This window comes from Enterobacter cloacae complex sp. ECL72 (assembly GCF_019056635.1).
GTDB classification, from domain to species: domain Bacteria; phylum Pseudomonadota; class Gammaproteobacteria; order Enterobacterales; family Enterobacteriaceae; genus Enterobacter; species Enterobacter hormaechei_C.
This window is the reverse complement of record NZ_CP077659.1, coordinates 2,190,129-2,203,619: the sequence shown is the minus strand read 5'-3', so window position 1 is coordinate 2,203,619 and position 13,491 is coordinate 2,190,129. Positions and strand designations below refer to the sequence as shown.

Sequence of the window (13,491 nt, the reverse complement as noted above, 5' to 3'; positions counted from 1 at the left end):
TTTCGTTTGCAAAGGGATGTCAATATGAGCGTAAAATCAACGGTTGCTCCTGGTTATTGTGTTGTTCAGCAGGCTGGTACGTTAGATTTCCAGGCAAGACTACTGTTCAATAAACCAGACAGTGAAGCGGCACGTTATTTTATGCAAGTGAACAGGGACACACGGTGGTTAAAACCCGGGCAAATATTGATCCTTAATGCTCCGGGTGCTGAAAATGCGGTTCAGCTAAAACAATTACAAAATGCAAAGCAAAAGGTTAATGGAGCATTGGCAGAACTGAATACAGATGAAGCTAATTTCTTTAACAAGCATTTTAGTACCATCGCAGCATTAACTAATTTTATGGATAAATCTCTCGGGGTGGTTGCTGATGCAGGTGAAAGGTACTTTAGCGAAATAGAAAAGAAATTAAAAGCTATCGAACTGGCTTATCAAAATCAATACAGAACGCAAGGCACATTGATCGGGCAGCAGTTTTTTGTTGAAAGGCAAAAACTTTTTTCTGAGATGGACGTTTTATTAAATAAGCTGTCCAGACTAACGCTGAAACTGAAACCTTATGAAGAAATCAAGCACGCTTTAGGTTTATCAAGCAGGTCAATTGTCCACGAATGGAGTACTGCGGGTGTTGCCTCGATACGAGGGTATTCAACATATGTAGACAATGCTTCAAAAGCTGCCCGTTTTCTGAAAATGGGAGGATGGCTTGCTATCGGCTTCGCTGGTGCAAACACAACCAATGAAGTTTACGATGCCTGTACAGTAGGTAGAGAGCAGAGTTGTTCCAAAGTCGCCGTTAAGAAGTACAGTCAATTTGGCGCCAGTCTTGCGGGCGGGATTTATGGCGGAAAATATGGCGCCATGGCTGGGGCTGGCGTATGTGTTGCATTGGGCGTGGCAACAGGTGGTGTAGGGTTGCTCGCGTGTTCTGTGGTAGGAGCCGCTGCGGGTGGATACATTGGTGGCGAAGTTGCCGGTGGAGCAACTGAATATGTCATGGATAAGCTATGGTGAATTTAGAAAATATTCTTTTATTTCTGATTGTTGTTTTATTTTTACTTGTCGTAATTATGGACTTCATCAGTTCCCGTTATTTTAAAAAACACGAGGCCGAATATAATCAGCTTCTTTCAGAATATAGGCAAAAAGGCTACGATCTCGATCTGGTGACAAATTACGCATCATTTTTTGGTTCGCTGGCGAACTATCAAAAAATAATCTGGTTTGTTCGTCTTCGCAAAGGCGTGAAGATGAAATTTACCAAAGACAGAAATGTTCAGGACGATGCCTATAAATTCGTTCAGGCTTTACCGGAAGAGAGAATCGGCTGGATATTAAAACTGCATCGACGCTATAAAGCTCAGGCCTTACTTTTTACGCTATGGCTGCTTATCGGCATTATTTTCCTGAATGTAGTCAAATAGCTTTAATCAGCCCTTAACCCCCAAACCCCGCCGTTCTCACCCCCGAGAGCGGCAGCGTTTGAGCGCTAATCATACCAGCAGGAATACGCCATGCGATTCACGATTATTTCTACGAAACCCGGTCATCAGCCGCCGCAAAGCAGCTGTGATTTTTATGCCCCGGGCGGCACCATTGGGCGCGGTACGGATAACAATCTGGTGCTGCCGGACAATGACCGCACCATCTCGCGTTTGCAGGCCATCGTTCACGTCGACGCCAGTGGCGAATGCCGCGTCACGAACCGCGGCAGCGTTACCCGCGTGGTACTGAATGATATCCCGCTGGAGCGTGGGCGTCAGGTTGAGCTTCAGGATGGGGATATTCTCGGTATTGATGATTATCGCATTGAAGTCAGCGAACTCATTCATGACACCCAGCCCGTAAGCCGCATGGCGGCCAGCATGCAGCAGGCGCGCCCAGTGGCGACACCTGCACCAGCGCCGCAACCGAAACCGGCCAGCGCCGCGCCTCGTGGAAAAGCTGAACCTACGGCCGTGCCGTCGGAAATCTGGGACAGCCTGATGCAGGAGTTTTCCATCTCCGACAGCATCTCCAGCAACCGGGCAAAACCACAGCCCGCCGCATCCCACGATCCGTTCTCTCAGCCTGCGGCCCCGGAGCGGAATGCCGAAGATCCGCTGGCAATGTTTAACGACGCCGAACCGTCGCTTGAACGTAAAAACGTTGACCCGGACACGCTGTTTAGCGATGAAGCGTTGTTTAAAAAAGAGAGCATCTTTGACGATGTCACCCCTTCAACGCTGGTACAGCCGGACGAAAGCAAACCTGCCCAGCCAAAGGAAGAGGCGTCGGACGAACTCGATCCGTTAGCCCTGTTTGGCGGGTCGGCGAGCGCACCTGCCGCGCGTCATGATGACCCTCTCGGCCTGATGGGCGGCGCGCCGTTAACCCATCCGGATGAAATCGTGGCCGATAAGCCGGAGCCAAAGCCTGAAGCGCAAGCCGCACAGGAAGAGGATGCGCTGGCCAGCTCACCGCTGTTCGATCCGGAACCGACTGAACCACAGGACGCGCCGCGCGCGGAAGAGGAGCCCGCGCGCCCCGATTACGCTGGCTTCACCATGCCAACGCCGCAGGCCGTGGCGCGCAGCAACGCGCAGGCGCCTAAAGGCCGCCTGCGTATCGACCCGGTTAAAAACGCTGCATCGCCTGCTGCCTCCGCGCAGACCGGCGAGCGGGGCGAGGTGCTTCAGGGCGAACTGCTGGAGGCGCTGCTGGAGGGCATGGGCCTGAGCGAAATGCAGCCGGTACCGCAATTCGACCGGGAAAATATGCGTCAGCTGGGGCAGATCCTGGGCATGTTCTCGCAGGGGACCGTGGCGCTGCTCTCCTCGCGCTCCATCCTCAAGCGTGGGGTGAAAGCCGATATGACCATGGTGCTCGACGATGCGAACAACCCGTTCAAACTGTTGCCGACCGGGAAAACGGTGCTGATCCAGATGTTCGGCACGCCGATGCCGGGCTTTATGCCGCCGACCAAATCGGTGCGTGATGCGCTGATCGATCTCCAGGCACACCAGCTAGGGATGATCTCTGGTATCCGCGCCATTATCGCCGCCATGCTGCAATCCTTTAACCCGGAACAACTGGAAGAGCAGGCGAAGCAGAACGGGATGACGTCACGCCTGGCGCTGCCGGGCAGCCGTAAAGCCGCGCTGTGGGATTATTTCGTTCGCAGCTATGGCGAGACGGCGGGCGAGATCGAGGACGACTTCCATACCCTGTTTGGCGAAGCCTTCCTCCATGCCTATGACATGGAGGTCAATCAGTACAAAGACTCACAAAGCGGATCGGAAGAAAAATGAATATCGCAACGGCTTCTCTCTCCCGCCAGGGGACGCGCGCCAGCAACCAGGATCAGACGGGAGAAACCATCGGGGAACGTTCAGCCTGCTTTGTCGTCTGTGACGGCATCGCGGGCCTGCCGGGCGGCGAGGTGGCCGCTGAGCTGGCCCGCAACAGCATTATTTCCCGCTTTGACGGCGACAAGCACCTGAATGCGCAGCATATTCGTGACTACGTCCAAACGGCGAACCGCACCATCCTCAGCGAACAACAGGCCGTGCAGGACTATCGCCGGATGGGCACCACGCTGGTCAGCCTGTTTATCGACAGGGATTACCGTCTGGCTTACTGGGCGCACGCCGGAGACAGCCGCCTGTACCTGTTTCGCCGCGGCTGGCTGTGGCATGTCACCACCGATCACAGCCTCGTCCAGCAGATGAAAGATGCCGGGCATCAGACCGACGATCTCAACAGCAACCTGCTGTATCTGGCGCTGGGTATTGAGAATGGCGGACCGGAAGCGAGCTACAGCGATGTCGTGCAGGTTGAGGACGGTGATGCCTTCCTGCTCTGCACCGACGGTTTCTGGCACGGCGTCAGCGAAGAGCAGATGAAGCAGTCGCTGCACATGGTCAATACGCCACAGGAGTGGCTGACCTTAATGAACCAAATCATTCAAAAGAATGCCGAACAGGAGGGCAATGCTCAGGATAACTATACCGCCGTGGCGGTGTGGATGGGCAACCCTCAGGACACCACTTTGCTGCATACGCTCTCTGACGCAGCACAATTTCTTCCCTGCGGAACTGATTAGACACACAAGGATTGATATGAAACTTTGGCTATCGGGTTTGGCTCTTCTGACGGTGGCGACCACCGCACAGGCTGAAAACTTCCGCATCGTGCAGTCTCCTGCGCAGAAGCTGGATATCTGGATCGACAACATTAAAGACAATACGCCGCAAAGCTGGTGTAAGGCGGACGTGGCGCTGCGTATCGTGGCGAACGGCAAGAAAGAGGTTTCGGTGCTGGAAAACTTCGTGCCGCGCCTTGGCTCGCTGCTGGAGCACCAGTGCAGCAAGCTGAATACCCTGAACTGGACGCTTAACGATCCGGAAGGCACGACGCTTGCCCGGGGCACAGCGGCTAAAGCGCAGGACTGGGCGCTGGTGGTGAAGCAGCAGGAAACGGCGGCGGCAACGACCCCCACCTCAGGCGCGCTGCTGCCGCCTGACCAGAATCCGGAGACGCACACCGTGGCGGCAGATCGTACGCCATGGCAGGAGTTCACCCTTCAGGACGGTTGCCACCTGCGCACCTTCTGGGAGGGCGGTTCCTCCGCGCCAGCGCTGTTTATTCCGGATTCCGACACCACCCGCTGCGGCAACGGCAGCTGGCTCAGCGGCCACTCCGTGGTGACGCAGAACCGTAACGGGACGCAGAAAGCGATTCCGGTCACCTACATTCACGGCTTCCCGGTGATGGGGCTGAACAACGCGGTCGATCCTGAAAAGGCGCTGATCACCTCCGTCAACAAAGAACGCATGGTCTTCAGCACCCAGAACAGCGACCAGAGCTGGATGATCCTGCCGTACGACAGCACCCTGAACGGCTGGAAGAGCAACGGCACGGTGGCGGTGGAAATCACCCGTGAGATCGCCAGCGACGACGCCAGACTCCAGGCGCGTATCGCAGAGGTGAAGAAGATCTGGAGCGCATGGGTTGCACCGGGCGCGGAGCTGAACGTTGTTCTGATTGACACGCTGCGTCCGCAGCTGCGCGATCCGGCAGTGGGCGCCTGGCGCGCGGCGAATTAAGGAGGGGCTATGAATACGCTTTATCAACGTCTGGCGGGGGAGTCGATTAGCGACGCGCTGCTTCGCCTGGAAGCCGATATCAAAGCCCGTCCGGCGGATGCCGATCTGCGCGCCGCGTTTGTGCAGTTTCTGATCCTCAGCGGCAACTGGGCGCGCGCCCTGACCCAGCTGAAAAGCTGGCTGGCGCTGAAGCCGCAGGCAAAACCGACCGTAACGCTGCTGGAGCAGGCCATTCAGGGTGAACAGCAGCGTGCGCGCGTGTTCGCGGGAGAGGTACGACCGGCAATGCCCGAGGCGCAGTGGCCGTGGCTGACGACGTTAGCCCAGGCGCTGACCGAAAGCGCAGGGCAAGCGCAAACGCTGCGCCTGGCGGCACTCGAACAGGCCCCGGCAAGCCGCGGGCAGGTCACGCTGGAGAATGAAGAGAGCCACACCTTTGAATGGCTGATGGACGGCGATGCCCGTCTGGGGCCGGTGTGTGAAACCCTGGTCAATGGCCGTTATTTCTGGGTGCCGTTCTGCGCCATCGACGCGATCCGTTTTCAGGCTCCGGCCAGCGTGACCGATCTGGTGTGGCGTCATGCGCTGGTCCGCCTCACGGACGGCACCGAGCAGGTGTGTCAGATCCCGGCGTGTTATCCGTTTGCTGACGGGGCGCCAGACAGCGTTAAGCTGGGGCGCACCACCGAATGGCTCCCGCTGGACGATGACGGCGCCCTGTATGAAGGCATGGGACAGAAAGCCTGGCTGAGCGAGCAAAGCGAAAGCCCGCTGCTTACCCTGAGCCTGGTGACATTTACCTCGGATGGTGCGGATGAGTAATCCCGCAGGCGAAGGCGATCTGCTGCGCAGCGGCTGGCAGGCCCGCAGCAGGCAGGAGAAAGTGGGGGCGCGCGACAAAATGCAGCCCTCACTGCTGGATCGCCTGACGGATAACGATCCGGAAAAAAAACGCGAGTCCGCCAACAGCAATCTGATTACCCACGCCGCGCTGCGTCGTAACGTCCTGCGGGATTTACAGTGGTTGTTTAACACCATTAACCACGATGCCTCCAGCGATCTGAGCGGGTTGACGCAGGTGAGCCGTTCCGTCGTGAATTTTGGCGTGGCGCCGCTGGCGGGGAAAAGAATGTCCGATATCGAATGGCACGACATTCAGCGCAAGCTCACCGAAGCGATTATTAACTTTGAACCGCGGATCCTGCCGCAGGGGCTTCAGGTTCGCTGCGTGTCCGATACCTCCTCGTTAGATCTGCACAACGTTCTGTCTATCGAAATCAAAGGTCGCCTGTGGTGCGTGCCGTATCCGCTGGAATTTCTCTTTCGCACCGACGTCGATCTTGAGAACGGCCATTTTGAACTGAAGGATGCGGGGTAATTATGGAAAGCAAACTGCTCGAATATTACAACCGTGAACTGGCCTATCTGCGCGAGATGGGCGCAGAGTTCGCCGAGCGCTACCCGAAAGTGGCGGGGCGGCTCGGCATGCGCGGCATCGAAGTGGCGGACCCGTACATTGAGCGCCTGATGGAAGGTTTCGCCTTCCTGACCTCCCGCGTGCAGATGAAAATGGACGCCGAATTCCCGCGCTTTTCACAGCGTATGCTGGAGATGATTGCGCCAAATTATCTGGCGCCTACGCCGTCGATGGCGATCGCTGAAATTCAGCCCGACAGCAGCCGGGGCGACCTGAGCAAAGGCTTTATTGTGCCGCGCGGCACCATGATGGACAGCCTGGCGCTGAAAAAGACCGGGGTTACGTGCAGCTATACCACGGCGCACGAGGTCAACCTGCTGCCGTTAAAAATTGAGCGGATCGAGCTGGGCGGCGTTCCCGCCGATCTGCCGCTGGCCCAGCTCGGCCTGAGCCAGCGGGGGATCAGCAGCGCCTTGCGGGTCCGCATTGCCTGCGATGGCCCGCAGCATCTCGGGCACCTGGACTTTGACCGCCTGGAGTTCTTCTTAAGCGGCCCGGACATCGAGGCGCTGAAGCTGCTGGAGCTGGTGATGGAGCACCACGCGGGTATTGTCTGCCAGACGGTCAGCAAGCAGCCCCAGCGCCAGCTGCTGTCGTCTGACGCCCTGCGTCAGGAAGGCTTTAATGCGGACCAGGCGCTGCTCCCGGACGATCTGCGCAACTTCGACGGCTATCGCCTGTTGCAGGAGTACTTTGCGTTCCCGGCGCGTTTTCGTTTCATCAGCCTGAGCGGGCTGGGCAAGCTGATCCAGCGCTGCGAAGACGAAAAAGCGTTTGATATCTTCATTCTGCTCGACAAGAGCGACGATCAGCTGGAGCGCGTGGTGGATGCCAGCCACCTGGCGCTGCACTGCACGCCGGTGATCAACCTGTTCCCGAAAGTGGCGGCCCGGCAGAAGCTGAGCGAAAGCCAGCATGAATACCACCTGGTGGTGGATAACATCCGCCCGCTGGATTATGAAATTTATGCCGTGAAAAAAATCTATGCCAGCGCGGATGGTCAGCGGGACGACCAGACGTTTCGTCCGTTCTGGAGTACCTGGAGCGGAGACGCGGGCAACTACGGCGCCTATTTTTCCCTGCGCCGTGAGCAGCGCGTTCTCTCCGAACACGCGCTGCGCTATGGCACCCGCACGGGCTATATCGGCTCGGAGGTCTTCGTCTCGCTGGTGGATGCGCAGCACGCGCCGTGGCAGGAGAATTTGCGCTACATTTCCGCCGAGGTGCTGTGCACCAGCCGCGACCTGCCGCTGATGCTCCAGCAGGAGCTTGGGCAGTTTATTATGGCCGACTCCATGCCGGTGAAGGCGTTAACCCTGCGTAAAGGCCCGACGCCGCCGCGTCCGGCGCTGGCCGAAGGGTTCAGCACCTGGCGGCTCATTAGCCAGCTGCAAATGAACTACCTTAGCCTGATGGACAGCGAAAACGAAGAGGGCGCAGCCGCGCTGCGTCAGCTGTTAGGGCTATACGCCAACCTCGCCGAGACGCCGGTTGCCCGTCAGGTGGATGGCGTTCGTCACTGCGTGCTGGAGCCGGTGCACCGCCGCGTGCCTGAACCCGGCCCGGTGGTGTTCGCCCGCGGGATCGGCATCACCCTGACGGTGGACGAACGCGCCTTTTCCGGCGCCAGCCCGTGGCTTTTCGGCAGCGTGCTGGAACGCCTTTTTGCCCGCCTGGTCTCCATCAACAGCTTTACGGAGTTCACGCTCAAGAGCCAGCAGCGCGGCGAAATCGGCTACTGGGCGCCGCGCATGGGTAAAAGGGCGCTGGTATGAGTGAAGTTGCCCCTGTAACGCTGCGCGTGCATCGCCTGACGCCGCTCCCCGATGCGTTCTGGCGCGGGGTGCGCGAGACGCCGTGGCGCTACGATCTGTTCCAGCTGTTAAGACGCATTGATGCCCAGGGCAGTGAGCGTTACCCGCTGGGGCGCGCGCCGCTGCCTAAATTTGAGCCGCTGCGTATTGGTCAGCAGCCTTCAATGGGCTTTGCGCCGTCAACGGTTGCTGAGGTCCGGCAGCGGGAAGAGAACGGACTGCATGACGTTTCCATACTGAGCTTCGGCCTGTTTGGTCCTAACGGCCCGCTGCCGGTGCACATGACTGAGTATGCCCGCGAGCGTATTCATCATCATCAGGATCACAGCCTCAGCGCGTTTGCCGACCTCTTTCACCACCGCCTGACGCTGCTGTTCTACCGCGCCTGGGCGGACGCGCAGCCTGCCGTTTCACTGGATCGCAACGACAACAGGCGCTTCGAAGGGTATCTGGCATCGCTGATTGGCATGGGGCAGCCTGCCCAGATGTCGAAAGGCAGTCTGAGCGCGCACGCCCGCTTTACTCACGCCGGGCACCTGACCCGCCACGGACGGGACCCGGAAGGGCTGGAGAAAATCCTGCGCAACTATTTCAACGTGCCGGTCAGGCTGGTGGCCAACGTCCCGCAGTGGATGCCGCTCTCAATGCGGGAGCAGGCACAGCTGGGTGAGGGGCGTCGCCTGCCGCGCATGGGAGAGTCCGCTTTTCTCGGCATTGCGGTACGCGACGTGCAGCATAAATTCCGGCTCGAGATTGGCCCGTTGAGCGCAGACGACTACAACCGTTTTCTGCCGGGCGAAGGATGGGTGACCGAGCTGCGCGACTGGGTGCGACAGTACGCCGGGGTGGAATTTGAATGGGAAACACGGGTGATCCTGCGCGCCGATGCGGTGCAGGGCGCCACGCTCGGTAGCGCCGGGCGATTAGGGTACAACACCTGGCTCGGCCTTCAGCCTCAGCCTGTTCCGCGTGGCGATCTGGTGTATCGCGCAGAGCGATAATCCTTCCGTATACCGAATCATTGTTAATGGAAACTAACATGTCAGAAATTAGCCGTGCCGTGCTTTTCGGCAAACTGGATACGCTGTTATTTACCTCTCTGGAAAGCGCGACTGCCTTCTGTAAGCTGCGCGGCAACCCGTACGTTGAGCTGGTGCACTGGCTGCATCAGCTGATGCAGCAGCAGGATGGCGATCTGCAACAGGTCATCCGTCACTTCGCCCTTGATGAACAGCAGCTGACACGCGATATCGTGGCGGCGCTGGATGCCCTGCCGCGTGGCGCGAGTTCCGTGTCTGATCTTTCCGAGCATATCGACAGCGCCGTCGAGCGCGCCTGGGTCTACGGCTCGCTGAAGTTTGGCGTCAGCCGCATCCGCGGCGGCCATTTGCTGATCGGCATACTGAAAACGTGGAATCTGGCTAACGTGCTGAAAAGCATTTCGGCGCAGTTCACCCGTCTTAACGTCGAGGTGCTGATCGAGCAGTTCGACGCCATTTGCGCCAGCAGCAAAGAGAGCCAGCAGGCCGCCGCCGCTGCGGACGCGCCTGCCGGGGCAGTACCGGCTGCGCAGGGCACGCTGGCGCAGTATGGTCAGGATCTGACGGCGCGCGCCCGGGAAGGGAGAATCGACCCGGTGGTGGGGCGCGATGAAGAGATCCGCCAGATGGTCGATATTCTGATGCGTCGTCGCCAGAACAACCCCCTGCTGACCGGGGAAGCCGGCGTCGGGAAAACGGCGGTGGTGGAAGGGCTGGCGCTGCGTATCGCTGACGGCGACGTGCCGGAGCCGCTGCAAAACGTTCAGCTGTGGCTGCTGGATATCGGCATGCTTCAGGCCGGCGCGGGCATGAAAGGGGAATTTGAGGCGCGCCTCCAGGCGCTGATTAACGAGGTGCAGTCCAGCGCCACGCCAATTATTCTGTTTATCGATGAGATCCACACTCTGATTGGCGCTGGCGGTCAGCAGGGCACCGGCGATGCTGCTAACCTGCTCAAGCCTGCCCTGGCGCGCGGGCAACTGCGCACCATCGGCGCGACCACCTGGGCGGAATACAAAAAATACATTGAGAAAGATCCGGCGCTGACCCGCCGTTTCCAGACCGTACAGGTTCACGAGCCGGACGAAGCCAAAGCCGTGCTGATGCTGCGCAGCACCGTGTCGCCGCTGGAAACCCATCATCAGGTTTTACTCCTCGACGAAGCGGTCAGCGCGGCGGTGAAACTGTCGCATCGCTATATTCCTGCGCGTCAGCTGCCGGATAAAGCGGTGGCGCTGCTGGACACCGCCTGCGCGCGCGTGGCCGTCAGCCAGAGCGCGCCGCCTGCCCAGCTGGAAGACTGTCTGCGTCACCTGGCGGCCCTGGACGTGGAGCTGGAGATTGCTGAACGCGAAGTGCGCGTGGGGGCGGGCGATCCGGCGCGTGTGGCGGCCTTAACCGCCGAACGTGACGCGTTCGAAACCCAGCGCGAAGCTCTGGCCCGTCGCTGGGAAGAAGAGCGCACGCGGGTGCAGGAGATTATCCGTCTGCGTGCCGCGCTGTTTGCGGCGGGTGATGAGGATACGGCTGAACTGCGCGGCCAGCTGGCAGAACAGCAGCAGGCGCTGAAGACCTTACAGGGTGACGAACCGCTGCTGTTTGCCGCGGTGGATGAGAACGTGGTGGCTGCGGTGGTCTCAGACTGGACCGGGATCCCGCTGGGCCGGATGGTGAAAAATGAGATTGACGCGGTGCTGAACCTGGCCGACACGCTGAACCAGCGGGTTATTGGTCAGCGTCACGGTCTGGATCTGATTGCCCGTCGGGTAAAAACCTCGCGGGCGAAGCTTGACGATCCGAACAAACCGGTCGGCGTATTCATGCTCTGCGGGCCATCCGGCGTGGGTAAAACTGAAACCGCGCTGGCGCTGGCGGAGTCGCTTTACGGCGGCGAGCAGAACGTTATTACCATCAACATGAGTGAATTCCAGGAAGCGCACACCGTTTCGACGTTAAAAGGTGCGCCTCCGGGCTATGTGGGCTATGGTGAAGGCGGCGTCTTAACCGAGGCCGTGCGCCGCCGTCCCTACAGCGTGGTGCTGCTGGATGAAATTGAAAAAGCGCACCCGGACGTGCACGAGATCTTCTTCCAGGTCTTCGACAAGGGCTGGATGGAGGACGGCGAAGGGCGTCACATTGATTTCCGTAACACCATTATTATTCTGACCTCTAACGTCGGCACCGACCTGATCGCAGCCATGTGCGCCGACCCGGAACTGATGCCGGAGCCTGACGCGTTAAGCGGCGCCCTGCGCCAGCCGCTGCTGGAGGTGTTCCCGCCTGCGCTGCTGGGCCGCCTGCTGGTGGTGCCGTATTACCCGCTGAGCGACGAGATGCTGGGGCAGATTGTGCGTCTTCAGCTCAGGCGCATTCAGCGTCGTCTGGAAGAGAATCACAACATTATTTCTGAATTTGACGACAGCGTGGTCGAACAGATTGTTCAGCGCTGTACCGAGGTTGAGTCGGGCGGGCGTATGGTGGATGCGATTCTGACCAATACGTTGCTGCCTCAGATGAGCCAGATTTTACTTACCGCCAGCCGCAGCGACGAGCAGTACCGACGTCTGCATGTCACCTGCGAGCAGGGCGAGTTCCACTGTCAGTTTGCCGCGTAATAATCATCAAGAGAACTGTAAAAGATGACGGATAATGATAACAATCGGACTGTCCCAAACGCGCTCCCGGTCGGGTACCGTTTCAATGAGTTTGAGATAAAAGAGGTGATTGGCGGCGGCGGATTCGGCATCGTCTATCGCGCCTGGGATCACCAGCTCGAACGCACTATCGCTATCAAAGAATTTATGCCTTCCTCCCTCGCCGTGCGCGGCGAGGATATGACGCTGGTGCTGCGCAGCGAGCGCTTCGGCAAAGCGTTTTCTGCCGGTTTGAACAGCTTCATCCAGGAAGCCCGCCTGCTGGCGCGCTTTAACCACCCGAACCTGCTGCACGTACTGCGTTTCTGGGTGCAAAACGACACGGCCTATATGGGGACGCTGTTTTACAGCGGTACCACGCTGTCGCGTCTGCGCGAAGAGAAACCGGAGCTGATTAACGAGGCGTGGATCCGCCGCATGCTGCCAATGCTCTTCGGCGCCATCAAAACGATCCACGACGAGGGTTATCTACACCGCGACATCTCGCTGGATAACATTCAGATTCAGGATAACGGCCTGCCGGTGCTGCTCGATTTCGGATCGGCGCGCCGCACCATCGGTAATCTCTCGGATGAGACGGAAACCATGCTGCGTCCGGGCTTCGCGCCTATCGAGCAGTATACCGACGACAATGAAAGCGAGCAGGGGCCGTGGACGGATATCTACGCGCTCGGCGCCGTATTGCGCACCCTCATCGTGGGCTCTCCGCCACCGGTCAGCGTGGTGCGCTCGATTCAGGACACCTGCAAACCGCTGGTGGAGCTGATGCCGCAGGGGTATTCCATCCCGTTGCTACAGGCCATCGACAAGGCGCTGGCGCTGCATATGGAAGACCGTCCGCAATCCATTGAGGAGTTCGCGGCGCTGATCGAGATGCCCGTCGCCGGTATCGACGAGGTGCTGACCGCGAAGAAGACCGGCACGATGCTGGTGCCGGTGGAAGAGGAGACATCTGCTTCCGCGCTGGACTGGCGACGTTACAAGCTTCCGGGGCTGGTGGCTGCGGGCGTGCTGGTTGGGGTGGTTGCCGGTGCGATGCTGTTCGGCGGCGACAGTCAGGAAACGCCAGCGCAGACGGCGCAAACGCCTGCCGTGAGCCCTCCGGCTGAGACCTCCGCCCAGGCGGAAACCAGACCGGCAACGGCAGACGTGAGCGAGCCGGTTGCGCCACCTGCTTCGGCGCAGCAGAGTGCGCCGCCTGTCGACGCCAGCCCGGTCGCGTTGGTCTACATTCGCATGCTTGATGGCGAGACGCTGAAGGTGAACGGCGAGTCTAAAGCGCTGCGTCCGGGGAATAACGGTTACGCATCGCTGAAATTGCCTGCGGGCGAGACCCGCATTGAACTGGAAGGCAATGGAAGAACGCGTACCCAGACGCTGGATATTGCGAAGCCAGGCACCTGGCTGGTGAATCCGTAA

11 protein-coding genes are annotated in these 13,491 nt (G+C 59.1%); all 11 read left to right on the top strand.

Annotated elements, in window-relative coordinates; genetic code table 11:
• The first annotated feature begins 24 nt into the window (after window positions 1-24).
• The 11 genes from KTH07_RS10730 (at window position 25) to KTH07_RS10680 (ending at window position 13,491) form a co-directional block, all read left to right on the top strand.
• Window positions 25-1,014, top strand: a complete 990-nt coding sequence (locus KTH07_RS10730) for a hypothetical protein (RefSeq protein ID WP_023303872.1) — start codon at window positions 25-27, stop codon at window positions 1,012-1,014.
• Window positions 1,008-1,424 (top strand): hypothetical protein, encoded by a 417-nt coding sequence (locus KTH07_RS10725; protein ID WP_015570334.1) that lies wholly within the window; start codon window positions 1,008-1,010, stop codon window positions 1,422-1,424. The genes KTH07_RS10730 and KTH07_RS10725 overlap by 7 nt, the downstream gene beginning before the upstream one ends.
• Window positions 1,425-1,514: 90 nt before the next feature.
• Window positions 1,515-3,290, top strand: coding sequence for a type VI secretion system-associated FHA domain protein TagH (gene tagH, locus KTH07_RS10720; RefSeq protein ID WP_017384296.1), 1,776 nt, complete (start codon window positions 1,515-1,517; stop codon window positions 3,288-3,290).
• On the top strand, window positions 3,287-4,084 hold the full coding sequence (locus KTH07_RS10715) for a PP2C family serine/threonine-protein phosphatase (RefSeq protein ID WP_003859969.1): 798 nt from the start codon (window positions 3,287-3,289) through the stop codon (window positions 4,082-4,084). Before tagH ends, KTH07_RS10715 begins: the two co-directional genes overlap by 4 nt.
• Window positions 4,085-4,100: 16 nt before the next feature.
• Window positions 4,101-5,087, top strand: a complete 987-nt coding sequence (locus KTH07_RS10710) for a hypothetical protein (protein ID WP_023296777.1) — start codon at window positions 4,101-4,103, stop codon at window positions 5,085-5,087.
• A 9-nt stretch (window positions 5,088-5,096) separates the two neighbouring features.
• The gene (locus tag KTH07_RS10705) at window positions 5,097-5,909 is read left to right on the top strand and encodes a type VI secretion system accessory protein TagJ (RefSeq protein ID WP_032619554.1); all 813 of its coding nucleotides are present in this window, start codon (window positions 5,097-5,099) and stop codon (window positions 5,907-5,909) included.
• A complete protein-coding gene (gene tssE, locus KTH07_RS10700) occupies window positions 5,902-6,465 on the top strand; it encodes a type VI secretion system baseplate subunit TssE (protein ID WP_015570336.1) in 564 nt (187 codons plus the stop codon). Before KTH07_RS10705 ends, tssE begins: the two co-directional genes overlap by 8 nt.
• 2 nt (window positions 6,466-6,467) lie before the next feature.
• Window positions 6,468-8,339, top strand: coding sequence for a type VI secretion system baseplate subunit TssF (tssF, locus tag KTH07_RS10695; RefSeq protein WP_015570337.1), 1,872 nt, complete (start codon window positions 6,468-6,470; stop codon window positions 8,337-8,339).
• The gene (tssG, locus tag KTH07_RS10690; RefSeq protein WP_032619556.1) at window positions 8,336-9,379 is read left to right on the top strand and encodes a type VI secretion system baseplate subunit TssG; all 1,044 of its coding nucleotides are present in this window, start codon (window positions 8,336-8,338) and stop codon (window positions 9,377-9,379) included. Before tssF ends, tssG begins: the two co-directional genes overlap by 4 nt.
• 38 nt (window positions 9,380-9,417) lie before the next feature.
• Window positions 9,418-12,033 (top strand): type VI secretion system ATPase TssH, encoded by a 2,616-nt coding sequence (gene tssH, locus KTH07_RS10685; RefSeq protein WP_023303869.1) that lies wholly within the window; start codon window positions 9,418-9,420, stop codon window positions 12,031-12,033.
• Between the two features lie 24 nt (window positions 12,034-12,057).
• On the top strand, window positions 12,058-13,491 hold the full coding sequence (locus KTH07_RS10680) for a serine/threonine-protein kinase (protein WP_015570340.1): 1,434 nt from the start codon (window positions 12,058-12,060) through the stop codon (window positions 13,489-13,491).